The sequence below is a fragment of the Mesorhizobium sp. M1066 genome (assembly GCF_040318635.1).
GTDB lineage: Bacteria > Pseudomonadota > Alphaproteobacteria > Rhizobiales > Rhizobiaceae > Mesorhizobium.
In genome coordinates this window covers 338,625-361,285 of the sequence record NZ_JAMYMR010000002.1, presented here as the reverse complement: position 1 = coordinate 361,285, position 22,661 = coordinate 338,625, and the positions used below count along the sequence as shown (strand labels likewise).

General features: G+C 62.3%; 20 protein-coding genes and 1 tRNA gene. 6 read left to right on the top strand and 15 right to left on the bottom strand.

Features of this window, described 5'->3' with window-relative positions:
• Positions 1-28: 28 nt before the first annotated feature.
• From NKH52_RS04755 to NKH52_RS04725, 7 genes are all read right to left on the bottom strand, one after another.
• On the bottom strand, positions 29-907 hold the full coding sequence (locus NKH52_RS04755; RefSeq protein ID WP_013529423.1) for a 3-hydroxybutyryl-CoA dehydrogenase: 879 nt from the start codon (positions 905-907) through the stop codon (positions 29-31).
• Between the two features lie 234 nt (positions 908-1,141).
• Positions 1,142-2,071, bottom strand: coding sequence for an electron transfer flavoprotein subunit alpha/FixB family protein (locus NKH52_RS04750; RefSeq protein ID WP_352727887.1), 930 nt, complete (start codon positions 2,069-2,071; stop codon positions 1,142-1,144).
• Between the two features lie 24 nt (positions 2,072-2,095).
• Positions 2,096-2,845, bottom strand: a complete 750-nt coding sequence (locus NKH52_RS04745; RefSeq protein WP_027038146.1) for an electron transfer flavoprotein subunit beta/FixA family protein — start codon at positions 2,843-2,845, stop codon at positions 2,096-2,098.
• A gap of 213 nt (positions 2,846-3,058) precedes the next feature.
• A complete protein-coding gene (locus NKH52_RS04740) occupies positions 3,059-3,859 on the bottom strand; it encodes a rhomboid family intramembrane serine protease (RefSeq protein ID WP_023811131.1) in 801 nt (266 codons plus the stop codon).
• 28 nt (positions 3,860-3,887) lie between these two features.
• On the bottom strand, positions 3,888-4,469 hold the full coding sequence (locus tag NKH52_RS04735; protein WP_352727890.1) for a cob(I)yrinic acid a,c-diamide adenosyltransferase: 582 nt from the start codon (positions 4,467-4,469) through the stop codon (positions 3,888-3,890).
• 25 nt (positions 4,470-4,494) lie between these two features.
• Positions 4,495-4,686, bottom strand: coding sequence for a twin transmembrane helix small protein (locus tag NKH52_RS04730; RefSeq protein ID WP_013529428.1), 192 nt, complete (start codon positions 4,684-4,686; stop codon positions 4,495-4,497).
• A 24-nt stretch (positions 4,687-4,710) separates the two neighbouring features.
• A complete protein-coding gene (locus NKH52_RS04725; RefSeq protein ID WP_352727892.1) occupies positions 4,711-5,577 on the bottom strand; it encodes an SDR family oxidoreductase in 867 nt (288 codons plus the stop codon).
• Between the two features lie 55 nt (positions 5,578-5,632).
• Between NKH52_RS04725 and NKH52_RS04720 the strand changes: the two genes are divergently transcribed.
• Positions 5,633-6,484 carry a YihY/virulence factor BrkB family protein gene (locus NKH52_RS04720; protein ID WP_013529430.1) on the top strand — a complete coding sequence of 284 codons (852 nt, stop codon included), beginning with the start codon at positions 5,633-5,635 and terminating at the stop codon, positions 6,482-6,484.
• Between the two features lie 98 nt (positions 6,485-6,582).
• Here the strand turns inward: NKH52_RS04720 and NKH52_RS04715 are convergent, their stop codons facing one another.
• Positions 6,583-7,476, bottom strand: coding sequence for a DMT family transporter (locus NKH52_RS04715; RefSeq protein ID WP_352727894.1), 894 nt, complete (start codon positions 7,474-7,476; stop codon positions 6,583-6,585).
• A 149-nt stretch (positions 7,477-7,625) separates the two neighbouring features.
• A complete protein-coding gene (gene gluQRS / locus NKH52_RS04710) occupies positions 7,626-8,501 on the bottom strand; it encodes a tRNA glutamyl-Q(34) synthetase GluQRS (protein ID WP_352727896.1) in 876 nt (291 codons plus the stop codon).
• 73 nt (positions 8,502-8,574) lie between these two features.
• On the opposite strand from gluQRS, the gene NKH52_RS04705 reads away from it, so the two are divergent.
• On the top strand, positions 8,575-9,216 hold the full coding sequence (locus NKH52_RS04705) for a DNA-3-methyladenine glycosylase family protein (protein ID WP_352727898.1): 642 nt from the start codon (positions 8,575-8,577) through the stop codon (positions 9,214-9,216).
• A gap of 128 nt (positions 9,217-9,344) precedes the next feature.
• Entirely contained in the window at positions 9,345-9,902 is a 558-nt protein-coding gene (locus tag NKH52_RS04700) for an HNH endonuclease (RefSeq protein WP_006328497.1), read from the top strand.
• Positions 9,903-10,273: 371 nt separating this feature from the next.
• Here NKH52_RS04700 and NKH52_RS04695 read toward each other — a convergent pair whose 3' ends face one another.
• Positions 10,274-10,792 (bottom strand): disulfide bond formation protein B, encoded by a 519-nt coding sequence (locus NKH52_RS04695; protein ID WP_013529434.1) that lies wholly within the window; start codon positions 10,790-10,792, stop codon positions 10,274-10,276.
• A gap of 34 nt (positions 10,793-10,826) precedes the next feature.
• Positions 10,827-11,414, bottom strand: coding sequence for a YqaA family protein (locus NKH52_RS04690; RefSeq protein WP_027038155.1), 588 nt, complete (start codon positions 11,412-11,414; stop codon positions 10,827-10,829).
• 277 nt (positions 11,415-11,691) lie between these two features.
• Here NKH52_RS04690 and NKH52_RS04685 point away from each other — a divergent pair.
• A tRNA-Leu gene (locus NKH52_RS04685) sits at positions 11,692-11,776 on the top strand.
• A 42-nt stretch (positions 11,777-11,818) separates the two neighbouring features.
• On the opposite strand, the gene NKH52_RS04680 is transcribed toward NKH52_RS04685, so the two are convergent.
• From NKH52_RS04680 to NKH52_RS04670, 3 genes are all read right to left on the bottom strand, one after another.
• Positions 11,819-12,937: a coiled-coil domain-containing protein gene (locus NKH52_RS04680; RefSeq protein WP_352727901.1), complete on the bottom strand. Its 1,119-nt coding sequence runs from the start codon at positions 12,935-12,937 to the stop codon at positions 11,819-11,821.
• 377 nt (positions 12,938-13,314) lie between these two features.
• On the bottom strand, positions 13,315-14,595 hold the full coding sequence (locus tag NKH52_RS04675) for a GNAT family N-acetyltransferase (RefSeq protein ID WP_128304568.1): 1,281 nt from the start codon (positions 14,593-14,595) through the stop codon (positions 13,315-13,317).
• Positions 14,595-15,995, bottom strand: coding sequence for a lipopolysaccharide biosynthesis protein (locus tag NKH52_RS04670; RefSeq protein ID WP_352727903.1), 1,401 nt, complete (start codon positions 15,993-15,995; stop codon positions 14,595-14,597). Before NKH52_RS04670 ends, NKH52_RS04675 begins: the two co-directional genes overlap by 1 nt.
• Positions 15,996-16,267: 272 nt before the next feature.
• Between NKH52_RS04670 and NKH52_RS04665 the strand changes: the two genes are divergently transcribed.
• Together NKH52_RS04665 and NKH52_RS04660 are read left to right on the top strand one after the other, a co-directional pair.
• Positions 16,268-19,363: a type ISP restriction/modification enzyme gene (locus tag NKH52_RS04665; protein WP_352727905.1), complete on the top strand. Its 3,096-nt coding sequence runs from the start codon at positions 16,268-16,270 to the stop codon at positions 19,361-19,363.
• Positions 19,360-19,737, top strand: coding sequence for a hypothetical protein (locus NKH52_RS04660; RefSeq protein ID WP_352727907.1), 378 nt, complete (start codon positions 19,360-19,362; stop codon positions 19,735-19,737). Before NKH52_RS04665 ends, NKH52_RS04660 begins: the two co-directional genes overlap by 4 nt.
• A 147-nt stretch (positions 19,738-19,884) precedes the next feature.
• On the opposite strand, the gene secA is transcribed toward NKH52_RS04660, so the two are convergent.
• Positions 19,885-22,617, bottom strand: coding sequence for a preprotein translocase subunit SecA (gene secA, locus NKH52_RS04655; RefSeq protein ID WP_352554404.1), 2,733 nt, complete (start codon positions 22,615-22,617; stop codon positions 19,885-19,887).
• Positions 22,618-22,661 lie beyond the last annotated feature (44 nt).

Genomic DNA, 22,661 nt, shown 5'->3' with positions numbered 1-22,661 from the left:
TTGTCCCTGATTTGCGCCGACGATGGGCTCAGCGCGTCGGAACGGGATGCTCGCCGCGATAGTCGTAGAAGCCGCGCCCGGTCTTGCGGCCGAGCCAGCCGGCCTCGACATATTTCACCAGCAGCGGGCAAGGGCGGTATTTCGAGTCCGACAGGCCATCATGCAGCACCTGCATGATGGACAGGCATGTATCGAGCCCGATGAAATCCGCCAGCTGCAGCGGCCCCATCGGATGGTTGGCGCCGAGCCGCATGGCGGTGTCGATGGCGTCGACCGAGCCGACACCCTCATAGAGCGTGTAGATCGCCTCGTTGATCATCGGCAGCAGGATGCGGTTGACGATGAAGGCCGGAAAATCCTCCGAGACCGTGATCGTCTTGTCGAGTTGCTTCACATAGGTCTTGGCTGCCTCGAAGGTCTGGTCCTCGGTGGCGATGCCGCGCACCAGCTCGACCAGCTTCATCAGCGGCACCGGGTTCATGAAATGTATGCCGATGAACCGCTCCGGCCGGTCGGTCTGCGCGGCAAGCCGCGTGATCGAGATCGACGAGGTGTTGGTCGCCAGGATGGCTTCGGGATTGAGCTGTGGGCAGAGCTGGGCGTAGATCTTGCGCTTGACCGTCTCGTCCTCGGTCGCCGCTTCGATCACCAGATCCGCGCCGGCAAGATCGGCCATCGCCGGGGCGGCCGAAATGCGGCCCATCGCGTCGTTGCGAACCTTTTCGTCGAGCTTGCCGGACCCCACCTGGCGGGCCATGTTGCCGCTGATGGTGGCGATGCCCTTCTCGATGCGGTCGGGCGATATATCGTAGATCAGCACCTTGTAGCCCGAAAGCGCGGAGACATGGGCGATGCCGCCGCCCATCTGGCCCGCGCCGATGATGCCGATCGTCTCGATCTTGCTCATTACACCGATCCCGTCCTGAGCCCTTCCGCTTGAACTGCGAAAGCGCTCCACCTTTTTATTTTACCGCAATTCCCTAGGGAAAGCGCTACGCGCTTTTCCCGGGAAAACCGCTGCGCACTTTTGCTGGAATTGCTTTTAGCCTTTGCGGCCTGCTTTTTGTGCGGTGCAAACTAAAAGGGCGGGGCGACTTCGTCTACCCCACCCTCACCATTTAATACGCTTTGGCAGAAAGCGTCAAAGCGCCTTTTGCAGCTCCGGCAGAATGACGAAGAGATCGCCGACGAGGCCGTAGTCGGCAACCTGGAAAATTGGCGCCTCCTCGTCCTTGTTGATGGCGACGATGACCTTCGAATCCTTCATGCCGGCGAGGTGCTGGATGGCACCGGAGATGCCCACCGCAATGTAGAGATCAGGGGCGACGACCTTGCCGGTCTGGCCGACCTGCCAGTCATTCGGCGCATAGCCGGCATCGACCGCGGCGCGGGAGGCGCCGACGGCGGCACCGAGCTTGTCGGCGACCGGCAGGATGACCTCCTGGAACTTCTCCGCCGAACCCAGCGCACGACCACCCGAGATGATGATCTTGGCCGAGGTCAGTTCCGGACGGTCGGTCTCGGAAAGCTTGTTCTCGACGAAGGTGGAGAGGCCGGGGTTGGCTGCTGCCTTGACAGCCTCGACCGCCGCCGAGCCGCCTTCGGGGGCTGCCTGGAAGGAGGCGGTGCGGACCGTGATCACCTTCTTGGCGTCGCTCGACTGCACCGTCTGGATGGCGTTGCCGGCATAGATCGGCCGCTTGAAGGTGTCGGGAGATACGACTTCGATGATCTCGGACACCTGCGCGACATCGAGGAGCGCAGCCACGCGCGGCGCGACATTCTTGCCCGACGAGGTCGCCGGCGCGATGATGGTGTCGTAAGCGCCCGCCAGCGACACAACCAGTGCTGCCGTCGGCTCGGCGAGGCGCTCGGCGAGTTCGTCGGCTTCGGCCAGCAGCACCTTGCTCACGCCCTTGAGCTTGGCGGCAGCGTCCGCTGCCGGCTTGGCGCCCTTGCCGGCAACCAGCACATGCACGTCCGAGCCGATCTGCAGGGCGGCCGACAGCGCCTTGGCGGTCTGGTCGGAAAGCGTTGCGTTGTCGTGTTCTGCGATGAGGAGAATAGCCATTTTTCTTGTTCCTTTCCCGATCGCTTACAGCACGCCGGCTTCGTTCTTGAGCTTGTCGACCAGCTCAGCGACGCTCTTGACCTTGACGCCTGCCTTGCGGCCACTCGGCTCCTCGGTCTTGATGACCTTCAACCGCGGCTTGACGTCGGCGCCGTAGTCGGCCGGGGTCTTTTCGTCGAGCTGCTTCTTCTTGGCCTTCATGATGTTGGGCAAGGAGGCATAGCGCGGCTGGTTGAGGCGAAGGTCGGCGGTGACGATCACCGGCATCTTCAGTTCCACGGTCTGCAGGCCGCCATCGACTTCGCGCGTCACCTTGGCCTTGTCGCCGTCGAGCACGATCTTGGAAGCGAAGGTGCCCTGCGCCCAGCCAAGCAGTGCCGCCAGCATCTGGCCGGTCTGGTTCGAGTCGTCGTCGATCGCCTGCTTGCCGAGAATGACGAGGCCGGGCTGCTCGGCGTCGACGACGCCCTTCAGCACCTTGGCGACGCCGAGCGGCTCTGTTTGTTCATCGGTCTTGACCAGGATGGCGCGGTCGGCGCCCATGGCGAGTGCGGTACGCAGTGTTTCCTGCGCCTGCTGCGGGCCGATTGAGACGACGATGATTTCTTCCGCCTTGCCGGCTTCCTTCAGCCGGATTGCTTCTTCCACCGCGATTTCGTCGAACGGGTTCATCGCCATCTTGACGTTGGCGAGCTCCACCGCCGAACCATCAGCCTTCACGCGAACTTTGACGTTCGCATCCACAACCCGCTTCACGGGTACAAGGATCTTCATTTGCCTGTCACCTCTTCACGCTAGTTGGGCGCGCTATAACAGCCTGCGCCCTTTCTGAGTTGTCGAAAGCCGACATTCCTGACTGAATTTTGGCCGGATGGAATTCTGGCCGGATGGAAATTCTGGTCTTTGCCCGCCTTAGGTTGCGGCGGTGACGTTTCCGTAGTTGGGGCAACCCTGCACGTCAATACGCTGCAAGCCGCTCAAATCGGTTCAGTCCGAACTGGAAGCGTTTCCTCGCCCCCAGCGCGGTGTCGCGGCGGGCGGGTCGGGGATCAGCGGTTCCGTGGCAACCGGCGGTTGGTCGGGAGCGGTGGGCGCGACGTCCTCGTCGGCGCCGGCAAACAGCGGCACGCCGCGGCTGCGCAAGACGAGCACCAGAACGGCGCCGGCAATGATGCCGCCGATATGGCAGGCCCACGAAATCTGGTCCTCGCCGCCGGCGGCAAACATCACCACCTGGAACAGCACCCACAAGATGAGCGGGATGAAGGCCGGAATCCGCAGCGGGATGCGGGCAAAGGCCAGCACCCAGACCTTCACCCTGGGATAAAGGATCAGATAGGCGACGACCACGCCGGCGATGGCGCCGGAGGCACCGATCAGCGGCACTTGCGAATCCCAGGCGACGAGGCCCTGGAAAGCGGCGCCGGCGATCGCGCACAACAGGTAGAAGATGAGGTAGCGGATGTGGCCGAGCGCATCCTCGACATTGTCGCCGAACACCCACAGGAACAGCATGTTGCCGCCGAGATGGAAGATGTCTGCATGCAGGAAGGAATAGGTGAGATAGCTCAGGCTTTCGGGGATGACGATGAAACGGGGATCGAGCTCGGCGGTGTCATGGACGACCGACGGGATGAAGCCGAGACCAAGCACGGCGGCATTGGAGAAACTCTCGCCGCCGAGCGCGGTGGCAAGGTAGACCAGGGCGTTGACCACGATCAGCCCGATGGTCACATATTGCAGGCGGATGTGGCGCAGCCTGTTGGTGTCGTAAAGCGGGATGAACATGCCCCAGGCCCTCTTCCGCTTTCGACGATCAGCGGTTCTTGCCGGGAACCCATAGCACGTCGGCGTTTCCGTTGTCATTGACCGCCCGGGCGGCGACAAACAGGAAATCCGAGACGCGGTTGATGTACTTCAGACCGTCGCGGTTGACGTGTTCGTCCGGGTCCTGGGCAAGGGCCACGATCAGCCTTTCGGCCCGCCGCGCCACGGTGCGGGCAAGGTGAAGTGCCGCCGCTGCCGGCGTGCCGCCATTGAGCACGAAGGATTTGAGCGGCTGAAGCTCCTTGTTGAGCAGGTCGATGTCCTTCTCGACCCGGTCGGTCTGCACGGCGACGATGCGAAGCGGCTCATAGCCGAGCGGCTTGCCGTCGTCGGGGACGGCGAGATCGGCGCCGAGGTCGAACAGATCGTTCTGGATGCGGGAAAGCATGGCATCGATCGCGGGATGGGTCGCGGCCGTGTGGACCCGGGCGATGCCGATGCAGGCATTGGCCTCGTCGACCGTGCCGTAAGCGTCTACCCGCAGATCGGATTTCAGCCGCCTCTCGCCGGTGCCGAGACCCGTGGTGCCATCATCGCCGGTGCGGGTGTAGATCTTGTTGAGCTTGACCATTTCGCCTCCCCGGCCGCCGGCATCCTCACTTGCGGGTGAAATACACCGCCAGCAGGATCAGCACCAGCGCCACGGCCTGCAGCATGACGCGCGCCTGCATCAGCTTGTTCGAGGTGACGCCGGAACCGCCGCGCATCATGTTGATGAGGCCGCGAACAAGCACGACCGCAACGGCGACCATGACCAGAATGGCGAGAATGTTGAAGACGGTTGCCATTGTTTCGTTCCAGTTGTTTGGCGTTCAGGCGCGTTTGGCCATCAGGCGGTAGAGCATCGATGCCGGCAGGATGCGTTTGAGCACCGCACCGATCCTGGCCGGCACTGTTACCACATAGTGCGGGCGCGGGCGCCGCGACAGAAGTGCATGGCGCAGCGCCGCATGAACGACTTCCGGCCCTGGCTTCAAGGCCGATTGGCTGCCGCCGGCCCGCAACCGCTCGAGTTGCGCCGCATAGTCCACGCGGTGCACGGAATCTTCGTGGTCGATGTTGCTGAGAAACCAAATGAGGCCATTGCTGGCGATCTTCGACTTCACCGGCCCCGGCTCGATCAGCGAAACGTGGACGCCGCTGCCGGCCAGTTCCTGGCGCTGGCAGAGCATCAAGGCCTCCAGTGCATGCTTCGACGCGGAATAGGCGCCGCGGAAGCGCACCGGGACGAGGCCAAGGATCGACGAGCAGTGGACGATGCGGCCCTGACCCTGGCGGCGCATCACCGGCACCAGCCGGCGGGTCAAATCATGCCAGCCGAAGAAATTCGCCTCGAACTGCTGCTTGAGCGCCGCAACGGGCAGATCCTCGACGGCGCCCGGCTGCGCATAGGCGCCGTTGTTGAACAGGGCGTCGAGCCGGCCGCCGGTGCGGTCGAGCACCGCCGCCACCAGCGCGGCGATGGAGTCCGGCTCGCAATAATCGAGATAGAAGGCCTCGATGCCGTCGGCTTCGAGTGCGGCGATGTCCTGCGGCTTGCGCGCCGTTGCGAACACCCGCCAGCCTTCCGCCTTCAACGCGCGGGCGCAGTACGCGCCTATTCCCGAAGACGCACCGGTGATGATAATCGAGCGCAACTTCTGCGCCGGACTGTTCGTGGTTTCGCCAAGGGTTGCCATTTGCCGCAATCCCTTCCCATATTCCCGGCGTGGAGACAATTGGAGGGCGCGGTTCTTGTTGCGGAAGATCGTAGCCCTCAAGCGGGTTCTCTACGACGCGCTTGGCCATTTCAACACCGATGACGGCTGGGCCATGGCCAGCCATCTGGCGATCACATCGCTGATGGCGCTGTTCCCGTTCCTGATCTTCGCGACGACGCTGGCGAGCTTCCTGGGCGCGCAGGCGTTCTCCGACACGGCCGTGCATCTGGTCTTCGACACCTGGCCCGAACAGATCGCCAAGCCGATCGCGCGCGAAGTGCTCAATGTGCTGACCGTCAGGCGCACCGACCTCTTGACCTATGGTGTGGTGCTTGCGGCCTATTTTGCGTCGAACGGCATCGAGGCGCTGCGCACGTCGCTCAACCGAGCCTATCGCGTTTCGGAAACGCGCGGCATCATCTACCGCCGGGTGCAGAGCATCATCTTCGTTCTCATCGCCACGGCCGGTTTCCTGGCGATCAGCGTGCTCCTGGTGTTCGCGCCGCTGCTGGCGCGGCTCGCCGAAGCCCATATCGACTGGATCAAGCCCTATATGGGCACCATCACCCTGTGGCGTTACGTCATCGCCTCAGCGGTCATCGTCGGCGGATTGTTTGCCGTGCATTTCTGGCTGCCGGCGGGCAAGCGCCGCTTCGTCTCGCTGGTGCCGGGCATCGTCTTCACGCTGGCGGCATGGCTTATCGGCTCGACCATCTTCGCCACCTATCTCGACCACTTCTCGTCCTATGTGACGACCTATGCCGGCCTGGCCTCGATCATGATCGCCGTGGTCTTCCTCTACATGGTCTCGGCGATCTTCATCCTCGGCGGCGAGCTCAACGCCGCGATCAGTCGCTATCTGGAGGCGCGTGCGCGGGTGGGATGACAGGCCGAATTAGAAGAATTGAAGAATTGAAGAATTGAAGAAGAAGCACTCAGCGCCAGATGGCCCCATTTTCCTCACTTCCTCACTTCCTCACTTCCTCACTTCCTCACTTCCCCAATTCCCTTGGCCTGCCGAGCCGTTGCCAGGCCAACGCCGAAGGTCGTGATCGCCATGCCGACGATCTGCAGCGCGTTGAGCTGCTCGTCGAAGAGTGCCCAGGCGATGACCGCCGTCACCGCCGGCACCAGGTAGAACAGCGACGCCACCTTCGACATCTCGCCGTCGCGGATCATCACCATCAGCAGGAAAATGGCGCCGAGCGACAGCACCAGCACCAGCCAGGCCATGGCGAAGATCAGTTCGCCATTGATGATGACCGTGTGGGTTTCGAAGGCGAGCGAGGCGAGGAGCATCAGCGAACCACCGCCGACATATTGCCACATGGTCGCCGCGACGAGGTCGCCGCCGGAGGCGAAGCGCTTCTGCCAGATGGTGCCGGCGCTCATGCCGAGCACCGAGACCAGCGAGGCGGTCAGTGTCGCCGCGGTCACGCCGCCGCCGAGCGCGCCGAGCTTCGGCCACAGCACGATGACGATGCCGATGAGGCCGATGCCAAGGCCAAGCCAGTGGCGCGGCAGGATCGCCTCGCCGAGAAACTTACCGGCAAGCACCGCCGTGATCAGCGGCTGCAGGCCGACGATGAGGGCCGAAAATCCGGCCGGCATGCCCCTGTGGATGGCCCAGAACACGGCGCCGAGATAGACGCCGTGCATCAGGATGCCGGCGCCGGTGGCATGCAGCGCCTCCTCGCGGGTGGCTCTCTTCGAGCCAAGCACAAGCATCAGGACGGCCAGCAGGATGGCGGCGATGACGAACCGCGCGGCGAGGAAGGTGAACGGCTCCGCCCACGGCATGGCGTAGCGCGCGCCGATAAAGCCGGTCGCCCACAGGACGACGAAGGTGGCGGGGATGAACCGCTTGATGCTGTGCATGTTCCGGAGACCGCCGTGTTGGGGGGAGTTGACCGTGGCGCTGCTCTAATGCGCTTCAACCCGACGCGCAAAGCGAAACCATTGATCCATACATCACTGAAATTCAACGGCCGGCGCATTTGGCAGGTGGTTTGTCTGATCTCGCGGGCTCAAAACCCGACCATCCGCCTGATGTCGTCAGGCGATGCGCCGGCATGGCGCAAGGCGGCAAGGCTGGTGTCGCCGAGGCTTTTGGACAGTTTTCGTCCGTCCGTCCCGAGGATCAGACGATGATGGAAATAGGCCGGTTGCGGCAGTCCGAGGAGTTGCTGCAGCAGGCGCTGGACGCCGGTGGCGGAAAACAGATCCTGCCCGCGCACGACATGGCTGACGCCTTGCAGCGCATCGTCCAAGACGACCGCGAGGTGGTAGCTGGTTGGGATGTCGCGGCGCGCCACGATCACGTCGCCCCAGTCTCGCGGGCGAGCTTCGACGGAACGCGTCGCGGAAAGGCTGTTATCGACGAACTCGACCCATGACAAATCCTTGCCGACACGCGCCATGGCGGCATCGACATCCAGCCGCCAGGCGAAGGGTGCATTCTCGGCTATCCGCCGCTGGCGTTCCTTGACCGGCAGCGCCTTGTCGGCGGCGGGATAGAGCGGCACGCCATCGGGATCGCGCGGCCAATCGCGCCCACGCTTTTCGCTGTCGGTGATGAAGGCGCGGATCTCGCCACGGCTCATGAAGGCGGGGTAGACGAATTCGTCCGCGATCAACCGCTCGAGCACCGCCTGGTATTCGGCGAAATGCTCGGACTGGCGCCGCACCGGCTCTTCCCAGCCAAGCCCCAGCCATTTGAGGTCGGCAAGCACGCCGGCCTCGAATTGGGGCGTGCAGCGCGTCGTGTCGATATCCTCGATGCGCAGCAGCAGGCGTCCGTCCGCCCGTGCCGCCAGCTTCTGGTTGAGCAGCGCCGAATAGGCGTGGCCGAGATGCAGGTCGCCGTTGGGGCTGGGCGCGAAGCGGAATGTCAGGAGTGTCATCTCTCAGGCGGCAATCGTGTTTTGCGGCGCTTCGCCAATTGCTACCCTGTCGACGGTCGAGGAACAAGAAAGCATGCAGCGTATCGTGACATCAGACGACATTGCCCGGGGGCTCGATGCGCTTTGCGTGATCGACCCGCGCCTCGAAAAGGTGCGCGGCATGGCCGGCGAGGTGCCGCTGCGGCTGTCCGAGCCGGGGTTTCGAAGCCTGGCGTCGATCGTCGTCTCGCAGCAAGTGTCCCGCGCCAGTGCCGATGCGATCTTCGGCCGGCTGACCAAGCTCGTCGATCCGCTGACGCCGCAAGCGATCCTGGCCGCCGGCGAGGACATGTTTCGCGAGGCCGGCCTGTCGCGGCCCAAGCAGCGCGGCCTGATCGCAATTGCCCAGGCCGTGGTCGATGGCCTCGACCTTCATCACCTCTGTTCGCTCGATGCCCAGGAGGCGATCACGACGATGACGGCGGTGTCCGGCATCGGCCCATGGACGGCGGAAGTGTATCTCTTATTCGCCGCCGGGCATCCCGACATCTTCCCCGCGCGCGACGTCGCGCTGCAGAGCGCGGTCGGCCACGCGCTCGGCATCGAGCCGCGTCCGCCGGAGAAAACCCTGATCGCACTGGCCGAATCATGGAGCCCGTGGCGAGGTGTCGCATCGCGGCTTTTCTGGTCCTATTATCGTGAAACCAGAGGGCGGGACGCCGCGCCGCCGGCCTGAATCCGCAAAAAATCATAAAAATCACGCATTTTTGGCGCTTCAGCGACGCGACAATCCGCTTCACATCCCTGTCATGTCGGGCTTACAGTATCCGCGCCGTTCGGGTCTGGAACCAAGGAGGTGAACACGTGACGGTTGCCGTATCTCCGGATGGGCTTCCAGCACTGGTGCTGAATGCGGATTACCGTCCGCTCAGCTATTACCCCTTGTCGCTCTGGTCGTGGCAGGATGCGATCAAGGCGGTGTTCCTCGACCGGGTGAACATCGTCGCCGAATACGAGCACGCCGTCTCCTCGCCGACCTTCTCGATGAAGCTGCCGAGCGTGGTCAGCCTGAAGGCCTATGTGAAGCCCTCCAGGCACCCGGCCTTCACCCGCTTCAACGTCTTCCTGCGCGATCGCTTCCAGTGCCAGTATTGCGGCACGCCGGAGGATCTGACCTTCGATCACGTCATCCCCCGCCATCGCGGCGGCGCGACGACATGGGAGAATGTCGTTGCCGCCTGTTCGCCCTGCAATTTGAGGAAGGGCGGCATGATGCCGGCGCATGCCAAGATGTGGCCGCTGCAGAAGCCTTTCCAGCCGACGGTGCACGATCTGCACAACAATGGCCGCCTGTTCCCGCCCAACCATCTGCATGAGAGCTGGATGGATTATCTCTACTGGGATGTCGAACTGGAGCCTTGAGATCGTTCGAGAATTCGGGCGGCTGGCCGTCTGGAGCGATTCACATGCCTACCACTCCCCGGTATCGGGCCAGCACGGTGGCGCTCACCTATCAGCGGCTTCGCGCTTAAGGACCGGCTTCCCCCACTCCGTCTCTGCTTCGCAGAGCCACCTCTCCCCCTCCGGAGGGAGAGGAAGGGAGCCCAGCGTAAGGCGCGCTGGCTCAATAGGCTCGCGCCTTTCCTCTACCCCGTCGATCGGGGGAGAGGTGGCTCGGCGAAGCCGAGACGGAGTGGGGGTCGATCTTGCTCGGACGTCGAACGCCGCGCCATCCGACTCAGCCTGGCGAATTTTTGCTCGAACTCTGCGTCGCGCCGTTCAATCGAATTGGCTTAGTCGCGGGTGAGGGCGCCGCGGAAGGCTACGGCGGCGAGGATCAGGCTGGCGATGGCGTTCCAGCCGGCCAGCGACAGGCCGAGGATGCGCAAGGCGGCCTTGTCGCAGGACGGCGGCACGAATTTGTCGAGCGCGTCGAGCACGCCCTTGCCGCCGGTGTCGACCGGTCCGGCGCCCGCCGTGCAATCGGTCGGGCCGGCCCACCACTGCCATTCGACGCCGGAGTGGTAGACGCCGAGATAGAGGCCGTAGAGCATCAGGATGCCGCCGACGGCCAGCAGGCCGCGCGTCAGCCAGCTGGGTGCGTGCAGCATCGACGCAATCACCGCCAGCACCATCAGCGGCACGCCGATATAGTAGGGCGTGCGCTGTTCGAGGCAGAGGTGGCAGGGGATGTAGCCGCCGAGATACTGGAAGCCGAGCGCCGAACCAACGGTGGCGGCCATGGCAACGGCGAGGAACAAGGCGGTTAGCGTGCGCTGGCGTCCGGTGTCGGCATTCATGGTCGCTGTCATTTCAATCGGTCCGTCCGGCTCGCAATGGTTCTGTTCAGAACGCGTATTTGACCAGGATATAGAGCAAAATCAGGGCAGCCGCGCCGGCGCCGGCGATGAGGCCGAGGCGCTTTTCGATGAATTCGCGGATCGGTTCGCCATAATGGCGCAGCAGCCAGGCGAGCAGCAGGAAACGGCCACCGCGGGCCACGATCGCCAGCACCACGAACAACAGCAAATTGACGCCGATGACGCCGGACAGGATCGTCACCACCTTGATCGGCGGCAGGTGGGCAGCGCCCGACGTGATCAGCATCAGGACGATGAAGCCTACACCTGCCCCCGCGCGCAGCTGCTCGAACTCGTCGTACTTGCCGTAGAATTCGAGGATCGGCCTCGCCACCGCGTCATAGGCGTAGTGGCCGATGAACCAGCCGGCGATGCCGCCCAGCACCGAGGCGACGGTGGCGATCAATGCATAGCGGTAGGCGCGGTCCGGCCGCGACAGCGCCATCGGCAGATAGAGCACGTCGGCCGGCACCAGGAACACCGAGCTCTCGACGAAAGCGATGAAGGCCAGCCACCATTCGGCGGATTTGCGGGCCGCCAGCGACAAGGTCCAGTCGTAAAGTCCGCGAAGCATCGGCACTCCTAATGCGTGTCGTTCCATTGCGCAGGCAGGTTGGGGTGTAACGGCATGCACCGAACAAAGACCCAGAGCACGCCATCCGTCCCCGCAGACGTGCCGCGCTTTTGATGCGCCGCCTGTCTAGAAAGATTTTCCGCGCTGCACAATGGCAGCCCCGTCACGAAATCGAAAGGCGCAGTTTGGTCGCATCTTGGAGGCACTGGAGAATTGGCCAGTTGACGAACAGCCCTCCAACCGTATAGTCCCGCGCCATCCAGGCCGCCCGGCCTGAGCCCCTATGGCGGAATTGGTAGACGCGCTCGACTCAAAATCGAGTTCCGCAAGGAGTGCTGGTTCGATTCCGGCTAGGGGCACCACCCTTCACTCTTCGAGCTGTGGGTGGCAAATCCCGAACGCGATCAAGACGCCTTGCGCGTCGCGGTGGGATCGCCGTCATTGGCCGCGCCAAGCTCGCCAGCCGCCAGCAATTCGTCGAATGCCCGTTCGAGATCGTCACCGGCTGCTGGTTCGCTGGGCCGATCCTGGCGTGTCAGCGTTTCCAGCCTGTGGTGAAGCTGGCGGTTCTCGTCGCGGCAACGGGCATGCGCGAGTTCGTCGGTCATGTCGCGCAAGCGGAGATCGGCGAGTTGAACCTTCACCGCGCCATAGTCTCGGCGCGCCGCGTCGCGCTCCTGGCGCAACGTCGCAATCTCGGTTTCCGAGGTTTGGCGCCGATGCTCGGCCACGTCCTCGGCGCGCTGCCCCACGCTCGGCGTTGCGCGGACCACGCTTTGATCGGCGGCGCTGCGCTGGAGCGAGCGCAACCTCTTTTCAAGTTCGGCGGCCCGTACCTGCGCGGTGGCGGCGCAATCGCCGAGAACGCCGCGCTGATGCTCGACCGTGGACAGCCGCACCTGCAGGTCCTGCTGCACCAGCATCTGCGCAGACAGTTTGCCGGTCAGTCCTTCGTTGTGGAGCTGGTAATCCGCGATCTTTGAACGAAGCAGCATGGCGGCCTGTTGCAAGCTGGCGAGCCGCGATGCAACGTCCTCACGCGCCTGCTCGGCGGCTTGCCTGGCGATGATCTCGTCGCGAAGTTGCCCCGACACGCGCGCCAGGTTCCGGCCCAGACGCTCGACCTCGACATTCGCTTCGAGGAACCGCGTTGCGCGCTGGCCGGCATGCCTGTCCGCTTGCGCAATGGTCTGCCATGCCTTGTTGAGTTGGACCTCCAGGTCGGCGATTGTCTTACTCGCGATCGATAGTTCGCGCGATTTTCGCCCAAGCTCTTTCGAGGTGCGATCCTGCAAGCGCTGCAGCTTCGCCACCTCTTCCTGCAATTCCCATTTGTCGGTATCGGGAGCGTCGGCATCGTGGTCAACCAACGACCACGCCAAGTCGTCATCGGCACGTGGATCCAGCCTATCGTTGGACAAGAGCGAGGAGCCGCGCATGGCGCGGGCCTGGCTCGAGCCCGTCCGGGCCGAAGTCGAGCCGAGGGAGGCGGCCAGCGTGTCTGACTGGGCCAATCCGGTCACGGGCTCCTCTTCGAAGAGAGGCAAAGCTTGATGCGTTGCGGCTCGAATGCTTCGAATCAGTTCTTCGAAGTCTTCGTCGGCCCTTCGGACAACGGCGCTGTCCTCCGCACTGATGTGCCGGGCGCCGTTGGCCTCATGATTCAGCGACATTTCTCTCTCATCGCTACCGAATCACTAGATTATCGTGAATTAAGAACAAGAATGCGAGTAGGTCTTATCAGCTTTCACTGGAAATTTCTGCGAGAAATCTCGTTTTTTATAAGCAGAGATCAATATTCGCGTTTGCCTGCTGGCAACCGAAGTAAATTCCCGGTCACCCACCCGTCAAATATTGCAGCGAAGATGTGCCATTCTCCAGAACCGCACCCTGCCTTTTCTCACCGCCGTCCCAGCAAGCTCTTCATGCGGTTGCGCAGCAGGCGGGCCATGTTGCGGGTCTCGCGGTAGAGGTGCAGTTGCGAGGCCGCCTGGCGGGTGAGGCGGTCGGCGTCCGGCGCCAGGCCAATCACCAGGGTGCCCATCGGCTTGCGCTCGGCCCATAGCCGGCTCATCACCGGATGGTCGGGCACCGCGCAGGAATCGGTCATCATGATGTTGGGATCGTCGAGATGCTGCCTGGTCACCTCGATCATGAGCAGCGTGCCGGGCGAATAGCTGGCCAGCGTCTCGTCATAGGCCGTCTTCCAGGTGTAGGCGATGCCGGCTTCGACGAAGACGATCAGGCAGGCGATGGTGCGGCCGTCGAGCGTCAGCGAGTGGATGCGGCACATGTCCTGTTCGGCCAGCCGGTGCACGGCTTCGCGGGCGAAGGCGGCGCGGAAGCGGTCGATGGCCATGGCGGTGCGTTCGCGGCCTTTCCAGCCGGCCGCTTCCAGCGACAGGAAGCCTTCGATGGCATGGCGGATGTCTTCGGGGCCGCGCGCCACGACATGCTCAAGCTTGCCAAGGTCGCCAAGGCGCCGCTTCAGGCGGCGGAACTCGCGATAATGGTGCGAGCGCAGCGAGGCCTTCAGATAATCGTCTCCATCGAGCTCGCTCTCCAGCGCCGGGCGCTGGCTCTGGCCGGTGGTGACCAGCGTCAGGCCGCGCGCCTCGGCCACGGTGGCAAGCAGGCTCGCCACCGGGCCATCGAGCCGGATGTCGGGCAGGACGAACACTTTCGGCAGCTTGAGATGCGGGCGCGACAGCATCGCAAAGAAGTCCTCGACGACGCCGACCGGGTCGTCGCGGTCGACCAGCGGCGTGCCGAGCGGACCGAACGGGCTCGACCATGTGCGCATGACCGGAACGCCGAGCGGCACCACCGGCCGCTCCACCGAGAACGGCACCAGAAGGCGCAGCCGGTTGCGGTATTCGTCGCCGTCGCGGATGACCGCCAGCCGCACCTCGCGATCCTCCAGCCGCGGCATGGCGGGCGCCAGGAAGCGCGGGTTGAAGAACACGTTGGGTTCGACCGTGCGGGCGCAGAGATAATCCAGCTCCTCCACCAGGTCGAAACCTGCCGATGCCGGGTAGATGGCGAGCTTGCGCTCGGGCCGGTTGTTGGCGAGGATCTCGATATGGGCGGGGTCGGCGTCGCGGGTCAGCCCGGCAAGGCCGGACACCATGGCGCCGGCGGTGCCGCCGCTGGTTTCCTCAAGCAACGGGATGGCAGCCATCACGCGGCTCCTTTGGCAGGCACGAAGATGAGCATGACGATGCCGAGCTTGCGCCACACCGTGAAGGAGAGCGCGCCGGCTTCGAAGATCATGGCAAAGGCGGTGGCCATCGCCGCGCCCCACAGGCCGAACATCGGGATGAGCACCACATTGAGGGCGATGTTGAAGGCCAGCGTCATGGCATAGACAGCGGCGCAGATGTTCTGGTTGCCGCTCATCGTCAGCAGGCTTTCGCAGGGGCCGACGGCGGCCCGCGCCACGACGCCGAAGACGAGCAGAAACAGCAGCGGATAGCCTGATGTGAATTCAGGGCCGAACAGCACCAGCATCGGCTCGCCGAGCGCCAGCACCAGCAGCGCCATCAACAGCGATGGCCAGAACGTCCACGACACCGTCTCGCGGGCAAAGGCGGCAAGCCTTTGCGGGTCGCCATGGGTGAACTGGGCGTAGCGCTGGGCAACGCCGGCCTTGACGGCGAAGTAGACGAAATGCACCAGCGCCAGCGTCTTCACGGTGGCGAAATAAACGGCGACGTCGTTGGGGTCCATATAGGCGCCGACCATCAGCACATCGGCATTGGTGAGCAGGAAGAAGAAGCTTTCGACCAGGAAGATCGGCAGCGAGACGATGAACCATTGCGCGAAATGCACCTTCATCGGCCCTGCCGGGATCTGCCTTTCCATGCGCTGGGTGACACCGACGAGTTGTCCCAGCGTGGTGGCGTAGGTGGCGGCGATCGAGGCGAAGATGGCGGTCCTGGCATCGGGTGCGTAGCCCACGAACAGCATCAGCGCCATGAACAGCAGGATCAGCACGGGCCGCACGAGATAGGTCGGCGACAGGGCAAACAACGCCCAGCTGTTGGCGCGTGCCAGGCCCGACAGAAGGTCGGACATGGCGATCATCGGCAGGCAGATGACGCCGAGGATGAACGGGATCACATAGTAGTTTTCGATCCACGGCGCCGCCAGCCAAACGCCGAGCGCGCCGAGCCCGGCGATGAGCGTGGAGGCGATCAGCACGAACAGACGGCTGGCCAGCACGATGCCGCGCAGTTCGTCCATCAGGCCGCGCTCGCGGTATTCGGGAATGAAGCGGATGACCGATGTGTGGAAGCCGAGGCAGGCGAGGTTGCCGACGATGACCATCGTCACCCAGACGAGGACGAAAATGCCGTATTCGAACGAGCCCATCCAGCGCGCCATCAGCACCTGGCTGATGAAGGCGATGACGGCGCTGACGATGCGGATGGAGAAGGCGATGACCGACATGCGGCCGGCCTCGCCGCGCTCGTCGGCGGTGAACAGCACGGCGTCGATGCGGCCAAGCAACGGCTCCATGCGCAGCGCCAAACGCTGCGGCAAGAACCGCCCGGCTGTCGTGGCCGCGGAAAAGCGCACCCCGATTTCTCTCCGTTTTCCGCCTCTTTTCACGCTTTGGTGTAGCGGAGACACATTAAGAAACGGTTGGGTGAGCTTCCCCTTCTCCCCGTCACTATACGGGGAGAAGGTGCCGGCAGGCGGATGAGGGGCGGCGCCGGCATTGGGAGATTTTGTGCCACGCTCACCAGCGGCGCGTGGCAAGATAAACGCAAGTACGAGGCCACAAAGAGCATTCGAGCACTTTCCCGAAAGCGCGAAACCCGCTCTAATGCGCGCGCTTTGGGGGAAACATGTCGCAACTTCTAATTCAGCAGTATCTCAACGAAATCGACAGACTAAGGAAGTTCTCGGGATCAGTTACCGAGGGTGTGATCTCGGAAGCCTTCAAGGATTTGTTGAAAGCTTGGTCGCGGCAGAACAATCTGCATTTTATTAGCCAGTACGAATTTCTATCTCCGCAGAAGAACCGCATCCGTCCCGATGGAACGATCCTGCATGATCTCCGCGTGCCGCTTGGCTACTGGGAAGCCAAGGACACTGAGGATGATCTCGATGACGAAATCCGAAAGAAGCTGGCGAAAGGCTATCCTCAAGACAACATCATCTTCGAGAATTCGGGCACGGCGGTCCTGATTCAGAATCGGCAGGAAGTGTTTCGCTGTTCGATGACGGACACCGAAAAACTGCTGAAGCTGGTTTCGCTGTTCTTCAAGTATGAGCGCGAGGAAATCCGCGACTTCCGCAAGGCGGTCGAACAGTTCAAGCACGACATTCCGGCTGTATTGACAGCACTTCGCGAACGTATTGACGCCGCCTATGACAAAAATCCAGATTTCCGCACGGCGGCTGACAAGTTCCTCCAGCATGCCAAGGACACGATCAACCCGTCGGTCGGCGAAGCCGATGTGCGGGAGATGCTGATCCAGCATATCCTGACAGAGGAAATTTTTGCTCACGTCTTCGATAACAGTGACTTCCATCACGAGAACAACATCGCCAAAGAGCTATATGCGCTGGAGGCGAAATTCTTCACTGGCCAGGTGAAACGCGAAACACTCAAGGGCTTGGAGACCTACTACGCGACGATCCGTGCGAATGCGGCGCTGATTTCAAGCCATCAGGAAAAGCAGCAATTCCTGAAACTGATCTACGAGAACTTCTATAAGGTCTATGACAAGAAGAAGGCCGACAGGCTGGGTGTTGTCTACACGCCGAACGAGATCGTGAAGTTCATGATTGAGGGCGCTGACTGGCTGACACAGAAGCATTTTGGCAGACAGCTTATTGACGAGCACGTCGAGATCCTCGACCCGGCGACCGGTACAGGTACCTTCATTTGCGAGTTGTTGGAGCATTTTCGCGGCCAGCCACGAAAGTTGGCGCACAAATACAAGAACGAATTGCACGCCAACGAGGTGGCAATCCTGCCCTACTATGTGGCGAACCTGAACATCGAGGCGACCTACGCCGCGATCTCGGGCCAATTCGCGGAGTTCCCTAACCTCTGCTTTGTCGACACGCTGGACAATGTGGCCGGGCTTGGCATCAAGGCCGGCTATCAACACGACATGTTTGCCGGGCTTTCGGACGAGAACGTCGCGCGTGTGAAACGGCAGAATGCGCGGAAAATTTCCGTCGTCATCGGCAATCCGCCTTACAACGCGTGGCAGGAAGGCTTCAACAGCCGCAATCCAAACCGCCCCTATCGCCGGATCGATGAGCGCATCAAGGAAACTTACATCCGAAAAGGCACGGCGCAGAACAAGAACTCGGTCTATGACATGTATACTAGGTTCTTCCGCTGGGCGTCGGATCGGTTGCATGACGACGGTGTGCTGGCGCTGATCACCAACCGCAACTTCATCGAAAAGGCGGCCTTCGACGGATTTCGACGGTCCGTCGTGGAGGAGTTTAACGAAGTCTACCTTGTCGATCTCGGTGGCGATGTCCGCGCCAATCCGAAGCTGTCGGGGACCAAGAACAACGTCTTCGGCATCCAGACCGGCGTGACGATCTCGCTTCTGGTAAAACGCCACAAGCAGAAGGGCTGCAAGATTTTCTATGCGCGGCGACCGGAATTCGATACCGCAGATGAGAAGCTTAGCTTTCTGTCGAACGCGCGCCTTTCGACTATGTCGATGGAGCGCATTGAGCCAGACAAGAAGGCAGTTTGGATCGATCAGTCAAGTGGTGACTGGGACGAATTCATCCCGACCGTTAGTAAGAATGTGAAGAGCGGTAAGCGTGGTGCCGGCGATGGGGCTATTTTCCGTGTTTTCACAAACGGTATTCAAACTAAGAAAGACGAATGGCTGTACGCGCACAGCGACGCTGAGTTGCTGACAAAGACCAATTGGTTTGTCCGCCAGATTGAAAGGATACGTTCAGGTGCCGCTGACTACGACGAACTAAAGTGGGATCGCGAAATCGAGCGTCGATTCAAGTCAGAGGGTTTAAGATCGATTGACCTAGAAAACGTTCAGGACGCCAGTTTTCGGCCATTCGTTCGAAAATCACTCCTCTACAGCGCTGACCTCATTAGTATTTTGTTCAAGTCATCGGCCCTCAAGCCCTTCAGTTTGGCGCGCGGAGTGAGACCTCCTCTAATCGCGTTCCACGGAATGCAGGCCAATCAGCCCTTCTCTGCTCTTGCTGTATTGGCGCCATTCGATATTTGCCTATTGAAGACCGGCAATGGAAGTAGTTTCGGTATGCCCCGCTACCGCTACAGCGCCTCCGGCGAGTGCGTCGATAACATCACCGACTGGGCGCTGAGGGAATTCCGGAAGGCGTATGGTAAGGACGGAGGGGGCGTGCCCCCTGAGGGGCGCAAGATCATCGCTCTCTCCAAGGACGACATATTCCACTACGTCTACGGCGTGCTGCATGATCCGGTGTATCAGGAAAAGTATGTGCTGAATCTGAAGCGCGAGTTTCCGCGCGTCCCGTTCTATCCTGATTTCTGGCGATGGGCCGAGTGGGGCAAGAAGTTGATGGAGTTGCATATAGACTACGAGACGGTCGAGCCGTGGCCGCTGGAGCGGCTGGACACGTCGGATGAGAAGGCACGTGCGGCGGGCGTTGCGCCTAAGGCGCTGCTCAAGGCCGACCGTGACAGCGGCATCATTCGTCTCGACAGTGAGACGCAGCTTTCCAGCGTTCCGAAGGAGGCGTGGCATTATCGGCTCGGCAACCGCTCGGCGCTGGACTGGGTTCTAGACCAATACAAGGAAAAGACGCCGAAAGACCCAACCATCCGCGAGAAGTTCAACACATATCGTTTCTCTGATTACAAGGAGAAGGTGGTCGACCTGCTGATGCGGGTAACGCGCGTGAGCGTCGAAACGGTGGCAATCACCGAAGCGATGAAGGGTGCAAAACGATGACGGTCAAGTCCCCAACGCTTGCCCATCCGCCGGTCGAAGTCAGCGCCCTCGACTTCTATCAAGCTATATCGAAGTTGCCGCAAATGCGGCGTGCACCTGTTGGCGCTAAGGGCAGCATCCCGAAGGATACGATCCTCTCGCCTGCTGCCGGCGGCATTATGGTTGAGACACCGATTATGGGCTCTCTGGTGAATTCATCGCCGGCGTGGCGCGTCAAGGTATCGGCCGATGCGCGCAAGTTGCTTGATCTATGCGAAAGATACAAAAAGCTTGGCGCTTACAAAGAACCAAAATCGGTGTTTTTGGTGAGCGTGGCTGACGGCGAACTACGGGTAAAGTTCAAGACCACGACGATCGGGATACCGACCCTTTAAACGCAGGCGGGACAGCGCCCCCCTCTGGCCTGCCGGCCATCTCCCCCACGGGTGGGGAGATCGGCTAATCGCGACCGTCAGCGCCGCCCCTCATCCGCCTTCCGGCACCTTCTCCCCGTATAGTGACGGGGAGAAGGGAAGCGTCCCTTACGCAAACGCCCCATGGCAGTGCTTATACTTCTTCCCCGAACCACACGGGCAGGCCTCGTTGCGGCCGACCTTGCCCCAGGTGGCCTGGTTGTTTGGATCTCGGTCTTCGGGAGCGACGATGGCGGTTGTCTCCGGGCGGACCAGGAGGGCGGTCTCGCCGCCTTCGAAGTCGTTCTCGCCGGTTGTGCCGTCAATATGCGTGCCGAACATGTCGGGGGCTTCCGGGGGCGGTGCTTCAGCGGCCTGGCGGACCAGTTCGACGCGCATCAGCTGCGCGGTGACGGCCTGGCGCAGATTGCCCAGCATGGCCTGGAACAACTCGAACGCCTCGCCCTTGTATTCCTGCAGCGGATCGCGCTGGGCGTAGCCGCGGAAGCCGACGACCGAACGCAGATGGTCGAGATTGACGATGTGCTCGCGCCACAGATGGTCGAGCGTCTGCAGCACCACCGAGCGTTCGACGTAATTCATCACCTCGGGGCCAAAACGCTCGGCGCGCTCCTTGGCGGCGGCTTCGGCGGCCTGCGCGATGCGCTCGCGGATGTCGTCCTCGGCGATGCCCTCTTCCTTGGCCCAGTCCTCGACCGGCAGGTCGAGGTTCAGGAACTCGGCGATCTCGGCCTTCAGCCCGGCAACGTTCCACTGCTCGGCATAGGCATTTTCGGGAATGGCCTTGGCGACGATCTCGTCGATGACGCCTTCGCGCATCTCGGCGATCGTTTCGGAGAGGCCCTCGCCGTCCATCAGCTCGATGCGCTGCTCGAACACCACCTTGCGCTGGTCGTTGGAGACGTCATCATATTTCAAAAGGTTCTTGCGGATGTCGAAGTTGCGCGCCTCGACCTTCTTCTGCGCCTTTTCCAGCGCCTTGTTGATCCACGGATGGATGATCGCCTCGTCTTCCTTGAGGCCGAGCTTCTGCAGCATGCCGTCCATGCGCTCGGAGCCGAAGATGCGCATCAGATCGTCCTGCAGCGACAGGAAGAATTTCGAGCGGCCGGGGTCGCCCTGACGGCCGGAGCGGCCGCGCAACTGGTTGTCGATGCGGCGCGATTCGTGGCGTTCGGTGGCCAGCACGTAGAGGCCGCCGGCGGCCAGCGCCTTTTCCTTCAGCCGCTCGATGTCGGCAATGATTTCCTTTTCCCGCGCCTCGCGCTCGGGTCCGGCCGGCATGTCGCCGAGTTCTTCCTCGATGCGCATCTCGGCATTGCCGCCGAGCTTGATGTCGGTGCCGCGGCCGGCCATGTTCGTGGCGATGGTGATAGCGCCTGGCTTGCCGGCCTGGGCGACGATCGCCGCCTCGCGCTCGTGATGACGGGCGTTCAGCACTTCGAAATCGGTAAAACCTTCCTTGCGCAGGCGCTCGGCCAGCTGCTCGGACTTTTCGATGGAAGTGGTGCCGACCAGCGTCGGCTGGCCCTTGGCGCTGGCTTCGCGGATCTCCCTGACGATCGCCTTGTATTTCTCCTCGACCGTCCGGTAGACCTCGTCGTCCTCGTCGATGCGCACGACGGGCAGATTGGTCGGGATTTCGGTGACTTCCAGGCCGTAGATGTTGCCGAATTCCTCAGCCTCGGTCAGCGCGGTGCCGGTCATGCCGGACAGCTTCTTGTAGAGGCGGAAATAGTTCTGGAAGGTGACGGAGGCCAGCGTCTGGTTCTCCGGCTGGATCGCCACATGCTCCTTGGCTTCGAGCGCCTGGTGCAGGCCTTCCGAATAGCGGCGGCCCGGCATCATGCGGCCGGTGAACTCGTCGATGATGACGATCTCGCCGTTGCGCACGATATAGTCCTTGTCCTTCTGGAACAGCCGGTGCGCCTTCAGCGCGTTGTTGACGTGGTGGACGATGGCGACGTTCTCGACGTCGTAGAGCGACTCGCCCTTGAGCAGGCCGGCGTCGCGCAAAAGGTTCTCGAGCTTCTCGGTGCCTTCCTCGGTGAAGATCGAGGTCTTCTGCTTCTCGTCGATCTCATAATCCTGCGGCTGCAGCTGGATGATGAAGGTGTCGATGGTGTTGTACATTTCCGAACGGTCCTCGAGCGGACCGGAAATGATCAGCGGCGTGCGCGCCTCGTCGACCAGGATGGAATCGACTTCGTCGACGATCGCGTAATTGTGACCGCGCTGCACCATCTGGGCGCGCTCGTATTTCATGTTGTCGCGCAGGTAGTCGAAGCCAAGCTCGTTGTTGGTGGCGTAGGTGACATCGGCGGCGTAGGCGGCGCTGCGCTCCTCGTCGGAAAGGCCGTGGACGATGACGCCGACCGAGAGGCCGAGGAACTTGTAGACGCGGCCCATCCATTCGGAGTCGCGGGTGGCCAGATAGTCGTTGACGGTGACGACGTGGACGCCCTTGCCGGCGAGCGCGTTGAGGTAGACCGGCAGCGTCGCGACCAGGGTCTTGCCCTCGCCGGTGCGCATCTCGGCAATGCCGCCATTGTGCAGCACCATGCCGCCGATCAGCTGGACATCGAAGGGGCGCATGCCGAGCACGCGGCGCGCCGCCTCGCGGGCGGTGGCGAAGGCAGGCACCAACAGGTCGTCGAGCGTGGCGCCGTTGGCGATGTCCTGGCGGAATTTCGCGGTGCGGCCGACCAACTCCTCGTCGGAAAGCGCCCGCATCTCGTTTTCCATGGCGTTGATCGCCTCGACACGAGGCCGGGTCGATTTGACCCGACGGTCATTGGAGGAACCGAAAACCTTACGGGCGAGACCGCCGAGACTGACCATCCGATGGTCCTTTCGATAGAATTCTCAATCTTGAGATGAGCGCC

What these genes read in the sequence shown, in the direction of transcription:
- NKH52_RS04730 (WP_013529428.1), bottom strand. Translation starts at nt 4,686, where the DNA reads ATGGCAACCGTCTTCAACATTCTCGCCATTCTGGTCATGGTCGCCGTT.
- NKH52_RS04660 (WP_352727907.1), top strand. Translation starts at nt 19,360, where the DNA reads ATGACGGTCAAGTCCCCAACGCTTGCCCATCCGCCGGTCGAAGTCAGC.
- NKH52_RS04665 (WP_352727905.1), top strand. Translation starts at nt 16,268, where the DNA reads ATGTCGCAACTTCTAATTCAGCAGTATCTCAACGAAATCGACAGACTA.
- NKH52_RS04715 (WP_352727894.1), bottom strand. Translation starts at nt 7,476, where the DNA reads ATGCACAGCATCAAGCGGTTCATCCCCGCCACCTTCGTCGTCCTGTGG.
- NKH52_RS04745 (WP_027038146.1), bottom strand. Translation starts at nt 2,845, where the DNA reads ATGAAGATCCTTGTACCCGTGAAGCGGGTTGTGGATGCGAACGTCAAA.
- gluQRS (WP_352727896.1), bottom strand. Translation starts at nt 8,501, where the DNA reads ATGACACTCCTGACATTCCGCTTCGCGCCCAGCCCCAACGGCGACCTG.
- secA (WP_352554404.1), bottom strand. Translation starts at nt 22,617, where the DNA reads ATGGTCAGTCTCGGCGGTCTCGCCCGTAAGGTTTTCGGTTCCTCCAAT.
- NKH52_RS04690 (WP_027038155.1), bottom strand. Translation starts at nt 11,414, where the DNA reads ATGCTTCGCGGACTTTACGACTGGACCTTGTCGCTGGCGGCCCGCAAA.
- NKH52_RS04675 (WP_128304568.1), bottom strand. Translation starts at nt 14,595, where the DNA reads ATGGCTGCCATCCCGTTGCTTGAGGAAACCAGCGGCGGCACCGCCGGC.
- NKH52_RS04695 (WP_013529434.1), bottom strand. Translation starts at nt 10,792, where the DNA reads ATGACAGCGACCATGAATGCCGACACCGGACGCCAGCGCACGCTAACC.
- NKH52_RS04740 (WP_023811131.1), bottom strand. Translation starts at nt 3,859, where the DNA reads ATGTTCATCCCGCTTTACGACACCAACAGGCTGCGCCACATCCGCCTG.
- NKH52_RS04750 (WP_352727887.1), bottom strand. Translation starts at nt 2,071, where the DNA reads ATGGCTATTCTCCTCATCGCAGAACACGACAACGCAACGCTTTCCGAC.
- NKH52_RS04705 (WP_352727898.1), top strand. Translation starts at nt 8,575, where the DNA reads ATGCAGCGTATCGTGACATCAGACGACATTGCCCGGGGGCTCGATGCG.
- NKH52_RS04755 (WP_013529423.1), bottom strand. Translation starts at nt 907, where the DNA reads ATGAGCAAGATCGAGACGATCGGCATCATCGGCGCGGGCCAGATGGGC.
- NKH52_RS04735 (WP_352727890.1), bottom strand. Translation starts at nt 4,469, where the DNA reads ATGGTCAAGCTCAACAAGATCTACACCCGCACCGGCGATGATGGCACC.
- NKH52_RS04725 (WP_352727892.1), bottom strand. Translation starts at nt 5,577, where the DNA reads ATGGCAACCCTTGGCGAAACCACGAACAGTCCGGCGCAGAAGTTGCGC.